General features: G+C 72.0%; 23 protein-coding genes, 3 tRNA genes and 1 pseudogene. 20 read left to right on the forward strand and 7 right to left on the reverse strand.

Translation table 11 applies throughout. The features are described 5' to 3' along the window. From ABZ386_RS27130 to ABZ386_RS27170, 9 genes are all read left to right on the forward strand, one after another. A complete protein-coding gene (locus ABZ386_RS27130) occupies positions 1-663 on the forward strand; it encodes an NADH-quinone oxidoreductase subunit I (RefSeq protein WP_351337701.1) in 663 nt (220 codons plus the stop codon). Further along, complete coding sequence (locus ABZ386_RS27135; RefSeq protein ID WP_355722489.1) at positions 660-1328, forward strand: NADH-quinone oxidoreductase subunit J; 669 nt, start codon at positions 660-662, stop codon at positions 1326-1328. The genes ABZ386_RS27130 and ABZ386_RS27135 overlap by 4 nt, the downstream gene beginning before the upstream one ends. Then, positions 1328-1726 (forward strand): NADH-quinone oxidoreductase subunit NuoK, encoded by a 399-nt coding sequence (nuoK, locus tag ABZ386_RS27140; protein ID WP_351337696.1) that lies wholly within the window; start codon positions 1328-1330, stop codon positions 1724-1726. Before ABZ386_RS27135 ends, nuoK begins: the two co-directional genes overlap by 1 nt. Next, positions 1723-3717 carry an NADH-quinone oxidoreductase subunit L gene (locus ABZ386_RS27145; protein ID WP_351337693.1) on the forward strand — a complete coding sequence of 665 codons (1995 nt, stop codon included), beginning with the start codon at positions 1723-1725 and terminating at the stop codon, positions 3715-3717. Before nuoK ends, ABZ386_RS27145 begins: the two co-directional genes overlap by 4 nt. Before the next feature lie 6 nt (positions 3718-3723). Further along, entirely contained in the window at positions 3724-5298 is a 1575-nt protein-coding gene (locus ABZ386_RS27150) for an NADH-quinone oxidoreductase subunit M (protein ID WP_351337691.1), read from the forward strand. Continuing rightward, a complete protein-coding gene (locus ABZ386_RS27155; protein ID WP_356502723.1) occupies positions 5295-6821 on the forward strand; it encodes an NADH-quinone oxidoreductase subunit N in 1527 nt (508 codons plus the stop codon). Before ABZ386_RS27150 ends, ABZ386_RS27155 begins: the two co-directional genes overlap by 4 nt. Before the next feature lie 254 nt (positions 6822-7075). Beyond that, on the forward strand, positions 7076-7939 hold the full coding sequence (htpX, locus tag ABZ386_RS27160) for a zinc metalloprotease HtpX (protein WP_114254749.1): 864 nt from the start codon (positions 7076-7078) through the stop codon (positions 7937-7939). Continuing rightward, on the forward strand, positions 7936-8328 hold the full coding sequence (locus ABZ386_RS27165) for a YccF domain-containing protein (protein WP_114254750.1): 393 nt from the start codon (positions 7936-7938) through the stop codon (positions 8326-8328). Before htpX ends, ABZ386_RS27165 begins: the two co-directional genes overlap by 4 nt. Before the next feature lie 433 nt (positions 8329-8761). Next, complete coding sequence (locus ABZ386_RS27170; protein WP_030234067.1) at positions 8762-9028, forward strand: GlsB/YeaQ/YmgE family stress response membrane protein; 267 nt, start codon at positions 8762-8764, stop codon at positions 9026-9028. A gap of 106 nt (positions 9029-9134) precedes the next feature. Here the strand turns inward: ABZ386_RS27170 and ABZ386_RS27175 are convergent, their stop codons facing one another. Then, the gene (locus ABZ386_RS27175; RefSeq protein ID WP_031118816.1) at positions 9135-9623 is read right to left on the reverse strand and encodes a YajQ family cyclic di-GMP-binding protein; all 489 of its coding nucleotides are present in this window, start codon (positions 9621-9623) and stop codon (positions 9135-9137) included. A 218-nt stretch (positions 9624-9841) separates the two neighbouring features. On the opposite strand from ABZ386_RS27175, the gene ABZ386_RS27180 reads away from it, so the two are divergent. Next, positions 9842-9923: transfer RNA gene (locus ABZ386_RS27180), tRNA-Tyr, on the forward strand. A 187-nt stretch (positions 9924-10110) separates the two neighbouring features. Here ABZ386_RS27180 and ABZ386_RS27185 read toward each other — a convergent pair. Continuing rightward, positions 10111-10773: an HNH endonuclease family protein gene (locus tag ABZ386_RS27185; protein ID WP_351337684.1), complete on the reverse strand. Its 663-nt coding sequence runs from the start codon at positions 10771-10773 to the stop codon at positions 10111-10113. A 374-nt stretch (positions 10774-11147) separates the two neighbouring features. Between ABZ386_RS27185 and ABZ386_RS27190 the strand changes: the two genes are divergently transcribed. The 3 genes from ABZ386_RS27190 (at position 11148) to ABZ386_RS27200 (ending at position 14053) form a co-directional block, all read left to right on the forward strand. Next, positions 11148-12191 (forward strand): polyprenyl synthetase family protein, encoded by a 1044-nt coding sequence (locus tag ABZ386_RS27190; protein WP_114254753.1) that lies wholly within the window; start codon positions 11148-11150, stop codon positions 12189-12191. 219 nt (positions 12192-12410) lie between these two features. After that, positions 12411-13295, forward strand: coding sequence for an ABC transporter ATP-binding protein (locus ABZ386_RS27195; RefSeq protein WP_351337681.1), 885 nt, complete (start codon positions 12411-12413; stop codon positions 13293-13295). After that, complete coding sequence (locus ABZ386_RS27200) at positions 13292-14053, forward strand: ABC transporter permease (protein ID WP_358966232.1); 762 nt, start codon at positions 13292-13294, stop codon at positions 14051-14053. The genes ABZ386_RS27195 and ABZ386_RS27200 overlap by 4 nt, the downstream gene beginning before the upstream one ends. Positions 14054-14145: 92 nt before the next feature. On the opposite strand, the gene ABZ386_RS27205 is transcribed toward ABZ386_RS27200, so the two are convergent. Beyond that, positions 14146-14391, reverse strand: coding sequence for a hypothetical protein (locus tag ABZ386_RS27205; protein WP_355721223.1), 246 nt, complete (start codon positions 14389-14391; stop codon positions 14146-14148). A gap of 162 nt (positions 14392-14553) precedes the next feature. On the opposite strand from ABZ386_RS27205, the gene ABZ386_RS27210 reads away from it, so the two are divergent. Beyond that, positions 14554-15138, forward strand: a complete 585-nt coding sequence (locus tag ABZ386_RS27210; RefSeq protein ID WP_358966237.1) for a CAP domain-containing protein — start codon at positions 14554-14556, stop codon at positions 15136-15138. A 7-nt stretch (positions 15139-15145) separates the two neighbouring features. Here the strand turns inward: ABZ386_RS27210 and ABZ386_RS27215 are convergent, their stop codons facing one another. Further along, positions 15146-16099: a hypothetical protein gene (locus tag ABZ386_RS27215; RefSeq protein WP_358966239.1), complete on the reverse strand. Its 954-nt coding sequence runs from the start codon at positions 16097-16099 to the stop codon at positions 15146-15148. Between the two features lie 340 nt (positions 16100-16439). Further along, positions 16440-16717 (reverse strand): annotated as a pseudogene (locus ABZ386_RS27220) (carboxypeptidase-like regulatory domain-containing protein); the annotation flags it as partial. Positions 16718-16807: 90 nt separating this feature from the next. Here ABZ386_RS27220 and ABZ386_RS27225 point away from each other — a divergent pair. Further along, complete coding sequence (locus ABZ386_RS27225) at positions 16808-17020, forward strand: hypothetical protein (RefSeq protein ID WP_358966242.1); 213 nt, start codon at positions 16808-16810, stop codon at positions 17018-17020. Between the two features lie 55 nt (positions 17021-17075). On the opposite strand, the gene ABZ386_RS27230 is transcribed toward ABZ386_RS27225, so the two are convergent. Together ABZ386_RS27230 and ABZ386_RS27235 are read right to left on the reverse strand one after the other, a co-directional pair. Further along, positions 17076-17732 carry an NAD(P)H-binding protein gene (locus ABZ386_RS27230; RefSeq protein ID WP_351337669.1) on the reverse strand — a complete coding sequence of 219 codons (657 nt, stop codon included), beginning with the start codon at positions 17730-17732 and terminating at the stop codon, positions 17076-17078. A gap of 66 nt (positions 17733-17798) precedes the next feature. Further along, complete coding sequence (locus tag ABZ386_RS27235) at positions 17799-19058, reverse strand: amidohydrolase family protein (RefSeq protein WP_356614507.1); 1260 nt, start codon at positions 19056-19058, stop codon at positions 17799-17801. A gap of 239 nt (positions 19059-19297) precedes the next feature. Between ABZ386_RS27235 and ABZ386_RS27240 the strand changes: the two genes are divergently transcribed. From ABZ386_RS27240 to ABZ386_RS27260, 5 genes are all read left to right on the forward strand, one after another. After that, a tRNA-Thr gene (locus ABZ386_RS27240) sits at positions 19298-19370 on the forward strand. A gap of 45 nt (positions 19371-19415) precedes the next feature. Further along, positions 19416-19488, forward strand: a tRNA-Met gene (locus ABZ386_RS27245). A gap of 87 nt (positions 19489-19575) precedes the next feature. Further along, positions 19576-19740 carry a 50S ribosomal protein L33 gene (gene rpmG / locus ABZ386_RS27250; RefSeq protein WP_003948671.1) on the forward strand — a complete coding sequence of 55 codons (165 nt, stop codon included), beginning with the start codon at positions 19576-19578 and terminating at the stop codon, positions 19738-19740. 100 nt (positions 19741-19840) lie between these two features. Beyond that, a complete protein-coding gene (locus ABZ386_RS27255) occupies positions 19841-20293 on the forward strand; it encodes a MaoC family dehydratase N-terminal domain-containing protein (protein WP_351337666.1) in 453 nt (150 codons plus the stop codon). Between the two features lie 8 nt (positions 20294-20301). Then, on the forward strand, positions 20302-20730 hold the full coding sequence (locus ABZ386_RS27260) for a MaoC family dehydratase (RefSeq protein WP_114254760.1): 429 nt from the start codon (positions 20302-20304) through the stop codon (positions 20728-20730). Positions 20731-20842: the final 112 nt, after the last annotated feature.

A 20842-nucleotide genomic window follows, 5' to 3' on the forward strand; every position in this document is an offset into this window, starting at 1 on the left:
ATGGCCCCCATTCCAGGAAGCGGCCTGGCCAAGGGCCTGGCCGTCACCCTCCGCACGATGACGAAGAAGTCCGTCACCGCGCAGTACCCGGACGCCCAGCCCGACCTCCCGCCCCGCACCCGCGGCGTGATCGGCCTGTTCGAGGAGAACTGCACGGTCTGCATGCTGTGCGCCCGCGAGTGCCCGGACTGGTGCATCTACATCGACTCCCACAAGGAGACCGTCCCGCCGGCGACCCCGGGCGGCCGTGAACGCAGCCGCAACGTCCTCGACCGCTTCGCCATCGACTTCTCCCTGTGCATGTACTGCGGTATCTGCATCGAGGTCTGTCCTTTCGACGCCCTGTTCTGGTCCCCGGAGTTCGAGTACGCCGAGACCGACATCCGCGACCTCACCCACGAGCGCGACAAGCTCCGCGAGTGGATGTGGACCGTCCCGGCCCCGCCGGCCCTCGACCCCGGCGCGGAGGAGCCGAAGGAACTCGCCGCCGCCCGCAAGGCCGCCGAGAAGCTGGCCGCCCAGCAGACCCCACCGGTCACCGAACCGCACGCCGACGAGCAGGCCCGGGCAGCCGAGCGCCCCACCCGCCCGCACGGCGCCTCCAAGCAGCAGACGGACCAGCCGAGGCCGGACCGCCCCACGGGGCAGGAGGGACGGGAATGACCCTCGCCGCAACCGCCGGCATCCTCGCGACGGGCCCGACCACCACGGCCGCCGCCGAGACCCACGGCTTCCTCTCCCCGACCGGCGTCGAGATCGCCTTCCTCCTCGTCGGCCTGGTCACCTTCGGCGCCGCGATCGTCACGGTCACCACCCGGCAGCTCGTGCACGCCGCCCTCTGGCTGGTGGTGACCCTCGGCGGCCTGGCCGTCGAGTACCTCCTGCTCACCGCCGAGTTCATCGCCTGGGTGCAGGTCCTCATCTACGTCGGTTCCGTCGTCGTCCTCCTCCTGTTCGGCCTGATGCTGACCCGGGCCCCCATCGGCCGCTCCCCGGACGCGGACTCCGGCAACCGCTGGGCCGCCCTGACCGTGGCCGTCGCCGCCGCTGCCGCCCTGGTCTGGGTCGTCGTCGACGCCTTCCGCACCACCTGGATCGACCTGGGCGGCCCCGCCGCCGGCTCCACCGAGGCCACCGGCGCGAGCCTCTTCCAGAACTGGGTCCTCCCCTTCGAGGCCCTCTCCGTCCTCCTCCTCGCCGCCCTGGTCGGCGCGATCGTCCTGTCCCGCAAGGCCAAGGCCGACGCCACCACCCCGTCCGACGCCACCACCCCGTCCGACGCGGACACCCGGCGTGACACTCGGCGCGATACGGAAGGGACCCGCTGATGCACCTCGCCTATCCCGCCGTGCTCTCCGCCCTCCTCTTCTGCACGGGCCTGTACGGCGTCCTCGCCCGCCGCAACGCGATCCTGGTCCTGATGTCGGTCGAGCTGATGCTCAACGCCGTCAACCTCAACCTGGTCGCCTTCGACGTCTGGCTCAGCAGGACCGCCGAGGAGACCCTGCACTCCGGCCAGGCCCTGACCCTGTTCACCATCGCCATCGCCGCCGCCGAGATCGGCATCGGCCTGGCGATCGTCCTCGCCGTCCACCGCAACCGCGGCACCGCGGACATCGACAAGCTCCGCGACACCTCCGAGCGGCACGACCCCGACGGCCCCGACAGCGACGCCCTCGCGGCCGAGCAGTCCGGCGAGGCCCAGAAGGCTGAGGCCACCGCGTGACCACGACCACCCTCGCCGTCCTCGTCCCCCTCCTTCCGTTCCTCGGCGCCGTCGCCGGCCTGCTCCTGGGCCGCACGGCCCCCGGCTTCGTCCGCCCGCTCGCCGTCCTGCCGACGCTCACCGCCCTGGTGCTCGCCGCGCTGGTCGCCGTGCGCCAGGGCGGCGACGCGGCCGTCGACGCGGCCACGGAACTCACCCCCACCGGCTCCGTCCCGGTCGAACTCGCCCTGCACGTCGACGGCTTCGCCGCCCTCGTCGCCGTCCTGGTCGGCCTGGTCGCCTCCTGCGTGCAGATCTACTCGACGGGCTACCTGCGCGACGATCCGCGCTACCCCTCGTACGCCGCCCTCGTCTCCCTGTTCACCTCCGCGATGCTGCTGGTCGTCTACTCCGGCGACCTGATGGTGCTGCTGGTCGGCTGGGAAGTCATGGGCATCTGCTCCTACTTCCTGGTCGGCCACTACTGGGAGACCCCGGAGGCACGCGCCGCCTCCCTCAAGGCATTCCTGGTCACCAAGCTGGGCGACGTCCCCTTCCTCATCGGCCTGTTCGCCCTGGCCACCGACGCCGGCTCCTTCCGCATCACCAGGGTCCTCGGCGCCGTCGCGAGCGGCTCGCTCGACCACCCGACCCTCATCGCCCTGCTCCTCCTCGCGGGCGTGGCGGGCAAGTCGGCGCAGTTCCCGCTGCACACCTGGCTCCCCGACGCGATGGCGGGCCCGACCCCCGTCTCCGCGCTGATCCACGCCGCGACGATGGTCGCCGCCGGTGTCTACTTCATCGCCCGTCTCCTCCCGCTCTTCGAGGCCTCCCAGGCCGCGATGATCGTCCTCGCCGTCATGGCCGCCGTCACGATGGCCGGCTCGGCGCTCGCCGCGCTCGCCCAGGACGACATCAAGCGCGTCCTCGCCTACTCGACGATCGGCCAGCTCGGCTACATGTCCGGCGCCCTCGCCGTCGGCGACCGCGGAGCCGCCGTCTTCCACCTCCTGTCCCACGGCGCCTTCAAGGCGCTGCTGTTCCTCGCGGCCGGCGTGATCATCCACGCCGCCGGCACCAACTCCCTCGCCGCGATGTCCCGCATGCGGAACCTGCGCGACCGGATCCCCGACGCCTACTGGACGATGACCGTGGCGCTCCTCGCGCTCGCCGCGATCCCGCCGTTCAGCGGCTTCTTCTCCAAGGAGGCCGTCCTCGGCGTCGCCGAGCACGTCGTCACCGGGCACACCGAGCACGCCCCCGCCGCAGCGGGCTGGATCGTCCTCGTCGCCGGCCTGCTCACGGCCGTGCTCACCGCCGCCTACGCGATGCGCCTGTGGCTGCTGGCCTTCCGGGGCCGGGGCGCTGAAGCCCCCGACCACGGCAGGCAGCCGCTGACGATGACCGTCGTGCTGTGGGTGCTCGCCGTCCCCTCCCTGGCCCTCGGCGGGTTCGCGTTCCGCCTGCTGCCCGACTGGTTCGACGGCCGTGACCTCAGCCCGACCCTGACCACCTCCGTGCTCGGCACGGGCGTGGCCCTGGTCGGCGGCATCGTCACCTACGCCGCCTGGCGGCACACCACCGCGCTCACCGCCCGCGTCCCGCTCGGCGCGGTCGCGGCCCACCCCGAGGGCGACGCCGCCCAGGTCGAGGCCGAGGCCATCGCCAGCCACGAGCCCGCCTACGGCGACATCGCCTACGCACCCGACCCCGCGGACCCGGGACGGCTGCTGCTCGGCCCCCTGCACCGGCACGCGGCCGCCGGCTTCCACCTGGACGCCCTGTACACGGCCCTCTTCGTCCGCCCGGTCCAGGCCGGGGCGAGCCTCGTCCGGTTCCTCGACCGCGAGGTCGTCGAGACCTACGTGCGCGGTGCGGGCGCGCTGCCCCGCTGGCTCGGCACCGCCGTACGGCGCGCCCAGACCGGCAACGTCCAGACCTATGTGAGCGCGCTGCTCGCCGGCACCGTCGTCCTCGCGGTCGCCGTCGTCCTCGTCGCCACGGGAGCGTGAGCAGGCGTGATCGATATCAACGAGTCCGTGATGCAGTTCCTTCTGGCATTCGTCGTCGTCGGCCCGCTCCTCGGCGCCGCCGCGGCTCTCCTGCCGGCCCCGCCCGGGCTGAAGGGGAAGTCACCCGAACAGGCCGTGCTCCGGCACGGCGTCACCGTCACCGGCGCGGTCCTCATCGCGGCGATCGTCCTCGCGCTCGGCTTCGACCACGACCAGCCGTCGAAGATGCAGGCCAGCACCGACATCAGCTGGATCCCCGCGCTCGACGTACGCATCCACCTCGGCATCGACGGCATCTCCCTCCCCCTTCTGGTCCTGACCGCGCTGCTGACCTTCCTCTGCGCGCTCTACTCGTACTTCAAGATGCCTGCGGGTCCGACCCCGAAGGCCTTCGTCGCGCTGCTGCTCGTCCTCGAGTCCGGCACGCTGGCGACCTTCGCCGTCCTCGACCTGCTGCTGTTCTTCCTCGCCTTCGAGATGGTCCTCATACCGATGTACTTCCTCATCGCCCGCTGGGGCGGCGAGGGCCGGAGCCAGGCCGCGTGGCGGTTCATCCTCTACACGCTGCTCGGATCCGTGGTCATGCTGCTCGGCCTGCTCCTGATCGGGCTCAAGGCGGGCACGTTCGACATGATGGCACTCGCCACTGACAACGGCCGGTCGCTGACCACATCGGTGCAGGTCATCGCCGTTCTGGCGATCGGGATCGGGCTCGCCGTGAAGACGCCGATGTGGCCGCTGCACAGCTGGCTGCCCGACGCCCACACCGCCGCCCCGACCGTCGGCTCAGTCCTGCTGGCCGGCGTCCTGCTGAAGATGGGTACGTACGGATTCGTCCGGATCCTGCTCCCCATCGCGCCGGACGGCTTCCGCACCTTCGCGCCCTACCTCGCCGCCCTGGCCGTCGTCGGCATCATCTACGGATCCCTCGCCTGCCTCGCCCTCGCCAAGCAGGGCGCGAAGGGCGACCTCAAGCGCCTCATCGCCTACTCCTCCGTCGGCCACATGGGCTTCGTCCTGCTCGGCATCGCCACGATGACCCCGACCGGCGTGAACGGCGCCCTCTTCGCCAACATCGCCCACGGCCTCATCACCGGCCTGCTCTTCTTCCTGGTCGGCGCCCTGAAGGACCGCACCGGCACCACCGACCTCGACACCCTCGCCGAGGAGACCGGCGCCGCCCTGTACGGCAAGGCCCCGCGCCTCGGCGGCCTCCTCGCCTTCGCCGCCGTGGCCTCGCTCGGCCTGCCGGGCCTGGCCGGCTTCTGGGGCGAGATGCTCGCCCTGTTCGGTGCGTTCCAGCCGGCCGAGGGCCTCAGCCGCCCGGCCTTCCTCACCTTCATGGCGATCGGCGCGTTCGGGACGCTGCTGACGGCCGCGTACCTGCTGGTCGTGGTCCGCCGCGTCTGCATGGGCGCCCTGCCCCAGGACGCCCCCCGGCTCGCCGACGTCCGCAGTTACGAGTTCGCGGCCTGGACCCCGCTCGTCGTCCTCACCGTCGTCGCTGGCCTGTGGCCCAAGGCCCTCCTCGGCCTGAGCGACCCGGCCGTCCAGCAGCTCCTCGCAGGAGGCACCCGATGAGCTCCCCGGCCCAGCCCCTGGCCGCCTCGCTCGTCCAGTCCGTCGACTGGCTCGCCGTCGCGCCGCCCACCATCGCGGCGGTCGTCGCACTCGCCGTCCTGGTCGCCGACCTGTTCGTCGCCGAGCACCGCAAGGCGCTCCTCGGCTGGGCGTCGGTGGCGGGCCTGGCCGCCGCCACGCTGCTGCTGCTGCCCCTCCTGGACGGCGACCGCAGCACCTTCTGCCTGACCGGCGACGCCGCCGTGTGCAGCTACACGGCCGACCGGTTCACCCTGGTCATCCAGTTCCTGGTCCTCGGCGGCGCCCTCCTCGCCGCCCTGCTGTCGGTCACCGCCCTGAAGGACGCCCGGAAGGCGCTGCCGGAGGGGGAGTACTGGTTCCTGCTGCTGTCCTCCGCGGCCGGCGCCGCCCTCCTGCCCGCCTCCCGCGACCTCGCCACCCTGATCGTCGCCCTGGAGGTCGCGTCCCTGCCCGCCTTCGCGCTGGTCGGCCTGAAGTACGGCGACCGGCGGTCCTCCGAAGCGGCCCTGAAGTTCTTCCTGTCCTCGGTCACCGCCACCGCGGTCAGCCTCATGGGCATCAGCTTCCTGTACGCCTCCACCGGCACGCTCTACCTGACCCAGGTCGCCGACCGCATCCAGGGCGTCGACGGCCAGCTCACCACGCTCGCGGACACCGGCGTCGTCCTCACTCTCGTCGGCTTCGCCTTCAAGACCGCCGCCGTGCCCTTCCACTTCTGGGTCCCCGACACCTACGTGGGCGCGCCCCTGCCGATCGCCGCCTATCTGTCGGTCATCGGCAAGGCGGTCGGCTTCAGCGGCCTGATCCTCGTCACGGTCGTGGCCCTCCCGTCATACGCCGACGTCTGGGGCCCGGCCCTGGCCGCCCTGGCCGCGCTCACCATGACCGTCGGCAACGTCGGAGCCCTCCGCCAGCAGGCCACGCGCGCGTACAGCGCGGTACGCCTGCTCGCCTGGTCCTCCGTCGGCCAGGCCGGCTACCTGCTGGTGCCGATCGCGGCCGCCGCGTACTCCGGGGACGCCGAGAAGTCCATCGGCTCCACCGTCGCCTACGCCCTGATGTACGGCGCGGTGAACCTCGGCGCCTTCGCCGTGGCCGCGCTCGTCGGCCGGACGAAGTCCCTCAACCGCGTCTCCGACTACCGCGGCCTCTACGCGTCGAGCCCGCTGTCCGCGCTGCTCCTGGCGTTCTTCCTGCTCTGCCTCGCCGGTCTGCCCCCGGGCGTCATCGGCCTCTTCGCCAAGGTCACCGTCTTCTCGGCGGCCGTCGACGCCGGCCTCGGCTGGCTGGCCGTGGTCATGGCCGTGAACGTCGTCATCGCGCTGTTCTACTACCTCCAGTGGACGGCCCTGCTCTTCCGCGCCGCCCCCGAGGGCGAGGCCGCGAAGCACCGCGTTCCCGCCCCCCTCACCGCCGCGATCGCCCTGACCGGCGTCCTCGGCATCGCCCTGTCCGGAGCACCCCAGCTGGTCCTGCGCTTCACCGACACCGGCCTCTTCTGACCCCGGTCAGACCCCGGCAGCCACACCGGGCACGCTTTCGCCACGCGCGTGTGGGCACTCGGCCCCGCACGCGTGCGTGGCGCGTCCGCGGCCGTCACCCGTACGGTCCACGGCCGGCCCCGCGCGCACAAGGGAACTCGTACCTCCCGCCTGGCGTTGACCAGTACGGGAGGGTCCACTGGACGTGACACCACGGCACCAGTGGCACCGCAGCAAGCAAGGGTCCCCCTGCCGCACCACTTGGAGGGCGTACCGTGCACCGCCGGCACAACGGGCTCAGGACAGCAGTCCTCCTCGGAGGACTGTCCGCACTCATCATCGTCATCGGCAGCTTCTTCGGCCGCATGGGGCTCGTCATCGCCGTCCTGGTAGCGCTGGGCACCAACGCGTACGCGTACTGGAACAGCGACAAGCTGGCGCTCCGCGCGATGCGCGCCCGCCCGGTGAGCGAGTTCGAGGCCCCGGGGCTCTACCGCATGGTCCGCGAGCTGTCCACGCAGGCCCGCCAGCCCATGCCGCGCCTGTACATCTCCCCGACGGAGGCGCCCAACGCCTTCGCGACGGGCCGCAATCCACGCAACGCCGCCGTGTGCTGCACCGACGGCATCCTGCGTCTCCTGGACGAGCGCGAGCTGCGCGGCGTCATCGGCCACGAGCTCAGTCACGTCTACAACCGCGACATCCTCATCTCGTCGGTCGCCGGCGCCCTCGCCTCGGTGATCATGTTCCTGGTCAACTTCGCCTGGCTGATCCCGATCGGGCGCTCCGACGACGACGACGGCCCCGGCCTGCTCGGCATGCTGCTGATCATGCTCCTGGGCCCGCTCGCCGCCTCCCTCATCCAACTCGCCATCAGCCGCTCCCGGGAGTACCAGGCGGACGCCTCCGGTGCCCAGCTCACGGGCGACCCGCTCGCCCTGGCCAGCGCCCTGCGCAAGCTCGAACTGGGCACGAAGCAGCTCCCGCTGCCGCCCGAGCCCCGTATCGAGACCGCCAGCCACATGATGATCGCCAACCCGTTCCGGCCCGGCCAGGGCCTCTCGAAGATGTTCTCCACACACCCGCCGATGGCGGACCGCATCGCCCGGCTCGAGAAGATGGCAGGTGGCAACCAATGAAGACCATCCTGAACGTCATATGGCTCGTCTTCAGCGGCTTCTGGCTGTTCCTCGCCTACATGCTCGCGGGCCTGCTCCTCTGCATCACCATCATCGGCATCCCGTTCGGCATCGCGGCGTTCCGCATCGGCGTCTACGCCCTGTGGCCCTTCGGGTACACGACGGTCGAGCGCCGGGACGCGGGCGCCCCGTCCTGCGTCGGCAACGTGCTGTGGCTGGTGCTCGCGGGCTGGTGGCTGACCCTCGGCCACATCGCCACCGGCATCGCCCTGTGCGTCACGATCATCGGCATCCCGCTGGGCATCGCCAACTTCAAGCTCATCCCGGTCTCGCTGCTCCCGCTGGGCCGCGACATCGTGCGGACGGACGAGCCGTTCGCGGTGCGCTGACGCCGAGCCGAGGCAGCCCGGTTTCCACAATCGGGCGCTTGTCCACAGGCCCGCCCGGCTTCCGGCGCCGGCCCGCATGATGAACCCATGACCGCGACCGAGCAGTTGCCGACCCGAGTGACAGCCAGGACCCGCAACACGCGCCGACCGGGCCGTACTTCCGCACGCGCGCCCAGACGGAGTGAGAGGCCCCTGACCGACGCCGGCCGCCAGGGCCGGGCCCGGGACGAACCGCTGCCACGCGCCACACCCCGTGATCAGCGCAACCGGCGGGCACCCCCGGGACGTCCTCCCCAGCAAGACGGCGTGACCGCGCGCGGCAAGGACGACGCACACGGGACGCCCGACGTACGACGCACGAGCACGGCCCGCCGGGAGCAAGATCACAGGGCCGGGACAGTGCGGGCACAGCGTGAAAGGGCAGGTTCACGGCATGACCATCATCAGCTGGATCATCCTGGGACTGTTGGCCGGAGCCATCGCGAAGTTCCTGCTGCCGGGGCGCGACCCGGGCGGCCTCATCGGCACGACCCTGATCGGCATCGCGGGCGCGTTCATCGGCGGCTGGATATCGGCCCGCTGGATGGACCACCCGATCACCAAGGACTTCTACGACGGCACCACCTGGGCCGCGGCGATCGGCGGATCGCTCGTCCTCCTGATCGCCTACCGCCTCCTGTTCGGCCACTCGCGCGATTGACCGCGCGCACGGACCGCAGCCAGCAGGCGAGAAGGGTGGGCACCGACAGGCGCCCACCCTTCCTCGTACCGTGCAGAGCGTGGAACCCCAGGGGACCCGAGCGGTCCTACCGGTAGTTCACGAACTGCATCGCGAAGTCGAAGTCCTTGCCCTTCAGCAGGGCGATGACGGCCTGCAGATCGTCACGGCTCTTGGAGCTGACCCGCAGTTCCTCGCCCTGCACCTGCGCCTTGACGCCCTTCGGGCCCTCGTCGCGGATGGTCTTCGCCACCTTCTTCGCGTTCTCCTGGGAGATGCCCTCCTTGATGGACGCGAAGATCTTGTACTCCTTGCCGGAGAGCTGGGGCTCACCCGCGTCCAGGGCCTTCAGCGAGATGCCACGCTTGATCAGCTTGGACTGGAAGACGTCGAGGACAGCCTTCACCCGCTCCTCGGAGTTCGCCTCCATGAGGATCTTCTCGCCGGACCACGCGATCGAGGCGCCCACGCCCTTGAAGTCGTAGCGCTGCGAGATCTCCTTGGCGGCCTGGTTGAGGGCGTTGTCGACCTCCTGCCGCTCGACCTTCGAGACGATGTCGAAACTGGAGTCGGCCATGTCCTGTGGCTCCTTGTATCGGGGTGCGTGTCGTGCGTACCGGCGTACGTGGCGGCCGCCGGGCCCGTTCAGGTCCCTGGCCGCATCCGGACAAGCCTAGCCACCCCCCGCCCTCCGGGCGCCGATCAATCGGGTGGCGAAGCACCCCTCCACATCGGGTATTGTTTACGTCGTTGCCACGGAGCGCCGCCGAAAGCGGCTCGCCGGGCAGCAACCCCGGCGGTGTGCCCGAGCGGCCAAAGGGAGCAGACTGTAAATCTGCCGGCTCAGCCTTCCCAGGTTCGAATCCTGGCGCCGCCACGCTGAGGGAAACCCCCTCTGATCAGGTTACTTACCTGGTCAGAGGGGGTTTCTTGTTGTCCAGCCTCGTTCGATTCGCCGCGGACGGGGCGTGGACATGTCTCACCTCGCCCGTATCCCACGGTTGATCAGTGCGTGCCCCCCAGGCCTCCCCCGGGGGTGAGCATGATCACTCAGACACCCGGGGCTACGGCGCCGGCGTATACGTCACGGTCGTGTCCGGGCAAGCCTCGGCGAGGCGGGCGAGGGACTCGCGCTCCTCGGTGTCCGCGGTGAGGCTCCAGCGCAGCTTCACGGCCGTCCACTCGACGATGTACCGGCACGTGGCCTTGGTGTTGGACGGCAGCCACTGGGCGGGGTCCTGGTCGGCCTTGCTGCGGTGCGCGGCGGCGGAGACGGCCACCAGGGTGCGCGGGTCCGCGAGGTCGTTGGCGTAGGCCTCGCGGCGGGCGGCCGTCCACTGGGAGGCGCCGGAGTCCCACGCCTCCGGCAGCGGCACCATGTGGTCGACGTCCATGGCCGCGGCCGAGGTCACCTGGCGGGCGTCGTAGTAGGACGACCAGGTGCCGCCCTTCAGCTTGCATCCCGGGCCGGTGGAGGGCGGTTCGACCGCCTCGGCGATCAGCACCTCGTTGCGGGTGTCGCACCCGTCGTCGGGGTTGGCGCCGGCGTTCCAGTACGTGAAGCTGGTCCGCTCGTAGCCGTCCCGGGACTCGGCGGCCTGAGGCAGGGCGGCGACGGCTTGGTCCAGCGGCAGGGATTTCGCGGCGTGCGCGGGACAGGACAGGGCGAAGGTGCAGGCGGTGCCGAGCAGGGCGGCAGCACAGGCTCGTGCCAGGGAAACGATCACGCGAGCAGCATCGGCGACCGGCGCCGCCGGGCCCGTCGGACGCGCACGAAGATCACTCGGCGGTCGTATGCAGAAACGATGCCCCAGATGTCGGGCGTCAGCCGGAGGTTGACGTCGGCGGCTGCGTCCGTGTGCTCCCACCTGCCCCAGGAGCGGCCTGACCTCCGCTGTCGTGGTCCGGCCCGCAACTCCCCGGTGGCATGGGCTGATTGTCGGCTAGATGCACCGTAGTAGGGCTCGTCCGGCCAAGTGATCTTTGGGCGGGCGGTGCGCTGCGGCTTCTCCGGGGCGCGGGGCCACCGATTGACTGAGGCGGGTGCGCGCCCGGCAGTCCCTGCCGTACGCGGTCCCTGTTCGAGTCCTGAGGAGCAGTAATGGCGCAGATCACCGACCCGGCCCCGGTCGGCACGTTTCCTCGTCTGGGCTGGGTCGACGACCTGCTGAACCCGGCCCTCCGGTCGGCCGTGGCGGCACTGCCGGCGGCCGAGAGCCGGGTGGCGGGGTACCACCGCGGCTGGTGCGAGGCCGACGGCAGCCCGATGGCGACGGCGTCCCGCACGGGCAAGTCGGTCCGCCCGGCCCTGGCCCTGCTGTCCGCCGCGGCGGTCGGCGGCAGCCCGGAACTCGCCGTACCGGGCGCGGTCGCCGTGGAGTTGGTGCACGACTTCACCCTGCTGCACGACGACGTCATCGACGGCGACGCCCTGCGCCGCCACCGTCCGGCCGCCTGGTCCGTGTTCGGCACCCCGGCGGCGGTGCTGACCGGCGACGCCCTGCTCGTGTCGGCGATGCGGGTGCTCGCGGACGTGGCCCAGGCGCGGGCGGCGGAAGCGGTGAAGGAGCTGGTCACGGCCCTGCTGGAGCTGGTCGAGGGACAGAGCCGTGATGTGACGTTCGAGACGGCGCCCAAGGTGTCGGTGGCCCAGTACCTCGCCATGGCGGAGGGCAAGACCGGTTCGCTGATCGGGTGTTCGTGCGCTCTCGGCGGCATCCTGGCCGGAGCGGACGGCGAACGGGTGCGAGGACTCCGGGAGTTCGGGCGGCGACTGGGCGTGGCCTTCCAGTGCGCCGACGACATCCTCGGCATCTGGGGCCGCACGGCCCGCAGCGGCAAGCCGGTGGGCGCGGACCTCGCGGCGCGCAAGAAGTCCCTGCCCGTCGTGGCGGCACTGAGCGGCGAGGGCACGGCGGCCGAGCGGCTGCGCACGCTGTACGCCGCCACGCACCCCCTGGACGAGCGGGACGTCGCCCTGGCGCGCGAGCTCGTCGAGGAGGCCGGTGGCCGCGAGGCCGCCGAGCAGGAGGCCCGCCGCCAGGTGTCGGCCGCGCTGCGGGCACTGTCGTGGGCGCGACCGACCCCCGACACCTACCGGCAACTGCGGGACATCGCCTGGGCGATGACCCACCGGGAGTCCTGACGCCGGCCCCTGCCCGTCCGGCCCTGGGGCGCCACAAGTACGGCCACCTCGGGCAGTCGGGGACAAAAGCCGTGACTTCGGTCCGGGTGGGCCGTTGTCTGTGCGGCGGCCCATGGCCGTGATCCACGTCCTGGCCGATGGCCACAACCCACCGGTGCGGCCCCGGCCGCGCCGTGGCCGCTCCGAGCGGAACCGATCGTGACGAAACACAGTGGAGCCGTGCAGCAGACCGAGACGAGCACAGCGCCGCCGGGGGACCTTCCCGCCGTGGCCGCCTACGGACTGCGGGTGGTCCGCGGCCGCCACACGGTCCTGCAGGACGTCAGCTTCACCGTCCCCCGGGGCTGCATCGTCGGCCTGCTCGGGCCGAGCGGCTGCGGGAAGACGACGCTGCTGCGGTCCGTGGTCGGCGTGCAGCAGACCACGGCGGGCCATGTCCAGGTCCTCGGCTACGCGGCCGGCGCCCCGCAGTTGCGCACCCGCGTCGGCTACGTCACCCAGGCGCCGTCGGTCTACGCGGACCTGACCGTGCTGGAGAACCTGCGCTACTTCGCCGCCGCCCTCGGCATGCGGGGCTGGCGCCGCGAGGACGCGGTGGTCCGGGTGGTGAAGGAGGTCGACCTGGCCTCGTACGCGGACAAGCTGGTCGCACGGCTGTCGGGTGGCCAGTACTCGCGGGTGTCGCTGGCCGTGGCGCTGCTGAACAAGCCCGACCTGCTCGTGATGGACGAGCCGACCGTCGGCCTGGACCCGATGGTGCGCCGGGAGCTGTGGCTGGTGTTCCAGCGGCTGGCCGAGGAGGGCACGACGCTGCTGGTCTCCAGCCATGTCATGGACGAGGCCGACCGCTGCGACCGGCTGCTGCTGATGCGCTCCGGTCGGCTGCTGGCCGGTGCCGACCGGGAGACGCTGCTGGAGCACACCGGCTGCGACGACGTGGAAGAGGCGTTCATGCACCTGGTGCAGGCCGCGACCGAGGCGGAGGAGCGTGCCCGGCGGCGGGCCGCCGCGCAGAGCCTGCTGCCCGCGCTGCCGGGCCTCCTCGACCAGGGCGGCGCCCCCGAAGCGGAACGGGCCTACTTCGCCGCGGACACGGCGCGGTGAGCGGCCTCGGGCTGGCCGAGCGGCTGCCGTTCTCGCCGACGATCACCGGCGCGACCGCGGTCCGGGTGCTCCAGCAGGTCTCCCGCGACAAGGGCAGCACCGCACTGCTGCTGGGCATCCCGTGCATGCTCATGGTGCTGCTGAAGCTGATGTTCCACGACTCGGAGGCCACGTTCGAGCGGGTCGGGCCGCAGGTCTTCGGCATCTTCCCGGTCATCGTGATGTACCTGGTGGCGTCCGTGTCCACGCTGCGGGAACGCACCACCGGCACCGCCGAGCGGCTGCTGACGATGCCCGTACGGCGACTGGACATCGTCTTCGGCTACAGCCTCGCCTTCGCCTTCCTGGCCCTGCTGCAGGCGGTGCTCTCCACACTGCTGTCCCTCGGCCCGCTCGGCCTGGACATCAAGGGCCCCGCCTATCTGCTGATGGTCATCGCCATGCTCGGCGCGCTGCTGGGGCTGGCGCTGGGGCTGCTGGTGAGCGCCTTCGCGCGCAACGAGTTCCAGGCGGTGCAGTTCCTGCCGGCCGGGGTGCTGCCGCAGTTCCTGGTGTGCGGCCTGTTCGTGCCGCGTGACGAGATGCACGGCGCCCTGTCGGCCGTGGCCAAGGCCATGCCGATGACGTACGCCGTCCAGGCCGCCGGCGAGGCCGCCACGCACACCGGCGTCACCGGGGTGTTCGTCCGCGACGCGCTGCTCATCCTGGGCTGTGTGGTCCTGGTCCTCGTCGCCAGCGCGACCACGCTGAAGCGCTGAGCCGGCCGGTCGGCCGCGCACATGAATGAGGGCCCGCCCCGCGCACATGACTGAGGGCCGCCAGGGGCGGCCCTCAGCGCGATCGGTCTCCGCTAGTCCCGCACGCCCCAGGAGAAGCCGCCGGAGACGGAGCCGTAGCGGGGGAACTCGAACGGCCCGAAGTGCAGCGGCCGGTCGTGGTGGCCGCCGTGGCCGCCGCCGAACCCGTCCGGGCTGGGGTTGCCGATGGTGGTGGCCGCCGGCTGTGCCGAGGCGCCGGCGGCCGCCGCCGTCCCGCCCGCGGTGAGAGCCAGCGCGGCGAGCGAAATGACAGCGATGCGGCGAACCCGCAGCGACATGAGAAACCTCCGGGAGAGAAAGGAAAGGGAAGAGCGGGAAAGAATGGATGAGCGGATCCAGCCTAGCCATCCAGGCCGCCCGGACCTGCCGGGAAATGCCGTTTTCCCCCGAAGGAACGGCTGGACACAACAGCGGAAATAAATATCAAGAAGAGAGAAAAGATGACCGGGATGCGCAGGGCGGCTCTCGCCCTGGGAGGCGCTCTCCTCGCCTGGGCCGGGCCGCCCGTACCGACTCCGCCGCCGCATTACGAGGCTCCCCTGTGGCCCGCGCCCCGCCCTTTCCAGGAGCCGCCGCGGTCTTGGGAGTCCCGCGAGCCCGAGGAGTCCCAGGAGCCCCGTGACGGCACCGCGTACTCCCGCGACGGCACGGCCGCCGAGGTCGTCGCCGCCGTCAACCGGTACCGGACCCGGGCAGGCTGCGGGCCGGTGCGGCTGCGGGCGTCCCTCAACCGCGCCGCGCAGGCGCACAGCGCCGACATGGCCCGCAGGCAGCGCCTCACCCACACCGGAACCGACGGCAGCGGCCCGGCCGCCCGGATGCGGGCCGCCGGCTACCACCCCCGCCACACCGCCGAGACCATCGCCGCGGGCGTCGCCACGCCGCAGGCCGCCGTCCGCACCTGGATGGACAGCGCCCCGCACCGGGACATCATCCTCACCTGCCGTTACACCCACGCGGGGGTCGGTGTCGCGGACGGCGGCGGGGGTCCCTGGTGGACCCTGGACCTGGCCACCGGCCACTGAGGCGGGCTCAGGCCAGGTCCTCGTCCCACCACCAGGCGATGCCGGGGGCGCCCTCCAGCGGGCCCGGCCGGGTGTCGGACGGCTCCTTGGCCCAGGTCAGCGCGGCGTCCTCCATCGCGTCGGGCCAGTGGCCGAGGCTGAGGTAACGGGGCACGCGCTGTCCCCACTCGTTGTTGCCGCGGATGCCGTACCGCAGCCCCTGCAGATAGGTGGCGAGTTCCTGGCCGGCCGTCGGGCGGACGCGGTCGTGCAGGTGGAGGAACCGGAGCAGGATGCGGTCCCGCAGCCCGGTCGCCGCCTCCACCGCCTGCTGCAGGGAGAGGTCCCGCTCCCGCATCAGGACCGCGTAGATGTTCTGGTCGGTCTGGTCCCGGGTCAGCTCCTTGCGCAGGGAGTGCTGGTCGTTGTCGAGCGAGGCCACCATGACGGCCATCTCCGTCAGCGCGCGGACCGCCGGGCGGTACAGGTCACGGTCGGGCACCTCGGCGCCGTTGGCGATCTCCAGCATCGCCATGGTCGGGTATCCGCCCGCCGCCAGCGCCCGCATCGTCAGGAAGTCGTCCAGACCCGGCATCCGGCCCAGCGCCTGGTTGCCGACCTGCCAGGCCACGCCCGACAGCCAGGCGCGGTGCGCGTGCGTGAACCGGGTCACCTGTGTGGGCGTGGCGAGCGACCGGAAGCGGCGCAGGATGTCCTGCAGGGCGCCGATGTACCGGTCCTCGCCGGACGCCGTCTCGCTCTCGCACGCCCGCTGCACCCGGCAGGCCAGCTCGTTGAACTGCGCCGGGCGGGTGCTGAGCGGCCCGCTGTCGCAGCGTGCGTCGTCGAAGCCGAAACCCCAGTACACCCACAGGGCCGTCGCCAGCAGCCGGTCGTCGTCGGCGCCCGGGGCGAACCGCGCGTAGAAGTCGGCGCTGTGCGTGGCGATGACCCAGGCTTTTTCCTCTTCGGTTGCGCACATTCCGCTGTTGCGGATCCACTCCTCGGCGCGTTTTTCGACCTTCCTGACACGCGGATGAATGGCGGATTCCAGGGGGCAGAAAAGAGGTGGGAGTTCCACCTCGGACATACGAGATCCCATGGGAACGATCATCTGGGACCCGGGTATGCGAAGCGACGGGAACACCCGCCCCCGGCAAAAGACACACAGACGGCCGAGATGACAAAAGGAAAGGCGACCGAGCACGCCCCGGCGTGCCCCTGCCCGGGCGGTGGACCGAGCCCCGACTCGACATGCCCCGCGGGGCCGGCCGGGGCGGTGGGATGAGACGCGCCCTCCCGGCCACCCCGCCGGCCGGCGCCTAGTCGTTCGCGTGGGTGAGTTCGATGTCGTGGTCGTCCACGCCGGTGCCCGAGACCGTCACCGACGCCGTCCGCGGCGGGTGACCGGTCGCGATGACCGTGTACGCGCCGGTGTCCAGGTCGGAGAAGGCGTACGCCCCGTCGAGGCCGGTCCGGGGCGTGGCGACGACGTTGCCCGCCGCGTCCACCAGCGTCACCCGCGCGTCGCCCAGCGGGCGCCCCCGCCGCGCACCGTGCCCCGCACCTGCGCGCCGGAGCGCAGCTCGAGCTCGACCCGACCGAGCCAGGCCCACTGACTTGAGCAACCGCATCCCCCAGGGGCCGGGGGAGAGGCATGCCAGGGCCGCCCGCGCGGCACACTGACCCCATGTCCTCCCGCCGCAGAGCCTGCCCCGAGTGCCGCCGAGAGATCGCCGTCGTCGCCGGGCGGTACGCGCGCCACGACCCGCCCGGCGCCCGCGAGCACGGCGAACTCACCTCGTGCCCGGGCTCCCGCCGCCAGGCCCGCCCCGCCCCGGAGCAACCGTCCCTGGACGGCTACGCGGTACCGGAGTTCCCGGGCCAACTGCCCCTGTTCTGAACGTCCCGACGGCCTCCGGAGCCGGAGCCCGCCGCCAACCGCCGTGCCGGAAGGCTCAGTTCCCCGCCACGGACTTCACCGCCACCGACACCGGCGCGGACCCGCTGATCAGTTCCAGGGTGAGCCCGGCCGTCGCGGGGGTGTCCACCAGCTCGGCCAGGACGGCGGCCACGTCCTCGCGGGGGATCGGCCCGCGGCCCGTGTGCGCCTCCAGGCGGACCAGGCCGGTGCCGGCGTCGTCGGTGAGCTGCCCGGGGCGCAGGATCGTCCAGTCCAGGGCGTCCAGGCCGCGCACATACGCGTCCGCCTCGCCCTTGGCGCGCAGGTACACGTCGAAGATCTCGTCGCCCTCGTGCTCCGGGTCGGCGCCCATGGACGACACGATCAGGAAGCGCCGCACACCCGCCCGCACCGCCGCGTCCGCGAAGAGGACCGCAGCGGCCTTGTCCACCGTGTCCTTGCGGGCCGCCCCGCTGCCCGGGCCCGCGCCCGCCGCGAAGACCGCCGCGTCGGCACCCCGCAGCCGCTCCGCGACCTCGTCCACGGACGCCGACTCCAGGTCGAGCACGACCGGTTCGGCACCGGCCTGCCGCAGATCGTCGGCCTGCTCGGCCTTGCGGATGATCCCCGCCACCTCGTCCCCGCGCGCGGCGAGCAACCGCTCCAGCCGCAACGCGATCTGACCATGACCACCAGCGATGACAATGCGCATGCCTTCGACCGTACGCCCGGACAGCCCCGTCCGCCGCACGACTTGGGCCACACCCTGCCACGGGCCCTACGACACCTCGCCCCGCCCCTGCCGCGGCAGCCCCAGCTCCACCGAAGCCGCCGAACTGCAGTACTCCCGCACCGCGCTGGTCCGCGCCACCACGCGCCCCCGGTGCACGACCACTCTGCTGTACGCCAGCGAAAGCGCCCCCGCCAGCCGGTCCCCGCGCACCGCGAGCAGCTCGGCCGGGAACCCCGCCTCCACCCGCACCTCGGGCAGTCCCAGCACCGCCCGCGCCGAGGAGCTCACCGCGTCGTACGCCTCCTCGGGCGCCAGCCCGTAGCGCGAGGCCAGCAGGAACGCCGCCTCCAGCGGGTCGCCGCGCCCCACCGGGTTCGACACGTCGCGCAGCGCTCCGCTCCCGGCGGCCACCCGCACCCCGGCCGCGCGCAGCAGCCGCACCGGAGCCGCCCCCCGCCGGTCGACACCGCCGCAACCGCCCTGCGGCAGGCACACCACCGCCACCCCGGCCGCCGCGAGCTGGTCGGCCGTCCGCGAGGCCACCTCGGACGGGAGCCTGCCGAGGTCGCCGCACGGGCTGAGCGTCACCCCGGGACGCAGCCCGCCCGCCATGGCGGCGAGCCGGGCCAGCCGCGCCGGATCCCCCGCGTCCGTGTGCAGGTCGACGGGGCAGCCGTGCTCGGAGGCCACCTCCAGCACCGCCTCCACGTACCCCGCCGGATCCGGGTCGAGGTCGGGCCGGCCGCCCACTACCGAGGCGCCCATCTTCACCGCGTCCCGCAGCACCGCCAGCCCGTCCGCCCCGGCCACCCCGGTCAGCACCCGGGGCACCGCCACCGTCGTCAGCTCCGCGAGCCCCCGCAGTGCCCGCCGTGCCTGCAGCACCGCCGCCAGCGCGCCCAGCCCCTGGACGTCCCCCACGCGCACGTGCGCCCGCACCGCCGTCGCCCCGTGCCCGAGCTGGAGCAGCGCGGCCTCGGTCGCCCGGCGCTGGACGTCCTGGGGCTCGTACGAGACCGGTCCCTCGGCGTCGGCCGACAGGGCCGTGTCGGCGTGCGCGTGCGGCTCGGCCGGGGCCGGCAGAAGCAGGTAGCCGCTGAGGTCCACCCGGGCCCCGCACGCGCGCGTGCCGCCCGCCGCCAGGCTGCCGGCCGTGCCGACGGCCTCGATATGCCCACCGCCCAGCCGTACGTCCACCGTCCTGCCGTCGGTGAGCCGCGCCCCGCACAGCAGCAGCGAGGACGCGTCGGCCGGACCCGGCGAGGACGACGGGGGCGGTGGTGGCTGCGGCTGGCTGTCGGGCATCGCGCTCCAGGGGCTCGGGCTGCGCACGCGAGGACGCATGATCACTCAGAGTGAGTCGAGCCTAGGACGGCCTCCCGCCCGTCGCGGGGAGGAGCGCAATAGTCGTACCGGCGTGGTCCGCCGTGCGGTAGCGGGAGGCACGCACGGGACGCCTGGGAGGACGGTCCGGGCGCGCGGGGCGGGGCCCTCGAAACGGATTTGGGTGAACGGCGGCGGAGCGTGTAATGTCTTCATCGCTCGCCCCAATAGCTCAGTCGGCAGAGCGTCTCCATGGTAAGGAGAAGGTCAACGGTTCGATTCCGTTTTGGGGCTCTGGTGTGAACGGCTCCCGTCGCGAGGCGGGACCGACCACATCAAAGCGGTGTAGCTCAGTCGGTAGAGCAAGCGGCTCATAATCGCTGTGTCACCGGTTCAAGTCCGGTCACCGCTACTCTCAGTAGCCGATTGCGGGGTCGGTCCTTCGATCGGCTACTCTTCTTGCGTTAAATGTCCATCCGTTCGTCTTAGGAGCACTCACGTGGCTGCCACCGACGTCCGCCCGAAGATCACGCTGGCCTGCGTGGAGTGCAAGGAGCGGAACTACATCACCAAGAAGAACCGGCGTAACAACCCGGACCGTCTTGAGATGAAGAAGCACTGCCCGCGTTGCAACGCGCACACCGCGCACCGCGAAACGCGATAAAACAGGCTCGTACGCGAGGCCGCTCCCGAGTGATCGGGGGCGGCCTCGCGTCGTTGAATGACCCGTACCGTTCAGTAGCGCAACCAGGAGGTGCCGGGCCATGGCGCTCGACCAGTCCTTCGTGGGGCGGACGTACCCGCCCACCGAGCCGTACGAGGTGGGCCGGGAGAAGATCCGTGAGTTCGCCGAAGCGGTCGGGGACGCCAACCCGGCGTACACGGACGCGGAGGCCGCCAAGGCGCTCGGTCACCCGGACGTCATCGCCCCGCCGACCTTCGTGTTCTCGATCACCTTCAAGGCGGCCGGCCAGGTCGTCCAGGACCCCCAGCTCGGCCTGGACTACAGCCGGGTGGTGCACGGCGACCAGAAGTTCTCCTACCGCCGCCCGGTCCGCGCCGGCGACCGGCTCACGGTCACCTCGACCATCGAGTCGGTCAAGTCCCTTGCGGGCAACGACATCCTGGACATCCGCGGCGAGGTCCACGACGAGGCCGGCGAGCACGTCGTGACCGCCTGGACCAAGCTCGTGGCCCGCGCGGCCGAGGAGGCGTGAGCGATCCCATGACGGCGAAGATCTCCTACTCCGACGTCGAGGTCGGCACCGAACTGCCCGCGCAGACCTTCCCCGTGACCCGCGCGACCCTCGTCCAGTACGCGGGCGCCTCCGGCGACTTCAACCCGATCCACTGGAACGAGAAGTTCGCCAAGGAGGTCGGCCTGCCGGACGTCATCGCGCACGGCATGTTCACCATGGCCGAGGCGATCCGCGTGGTCACCGACTGGGCCGGCGACCCCGGCGCGGTCGTCGAGTACGGCGTCCGCTTCACCAAGCCGGTCGTCGTGCCCAACGACGACAAGGGTGCCGAGATCGAGGTCAGCGGCAAGGTCGCGGCCAAGCTCGACGACAACACGGTCCGCGTGGACCTCACGGCGACCAGTGCCGGGCAGAAGGTGCTGGGCATGTCGCGGGCGGTCGTACGGCTGGCCTGAGACCGGACGCGAGGTACGAGGTAAGGGGCGCTCTCCCTTGCGGGGCGCCCCTTACTCGTCGGGCGGAGGGCGCTGGACCTGCGCTTGACTTAGTTAGTGATTGAGTACTAAC

Origin of the sequence: Streptomyces sp. NPDC006140 (assembly GCF_040628815.1) — a bacterium.
Lineage (GTDB): Bacteria > Actinomycetota > Actinomycetes > Streptomycetales > Streptomycetaceae > Streptomyces.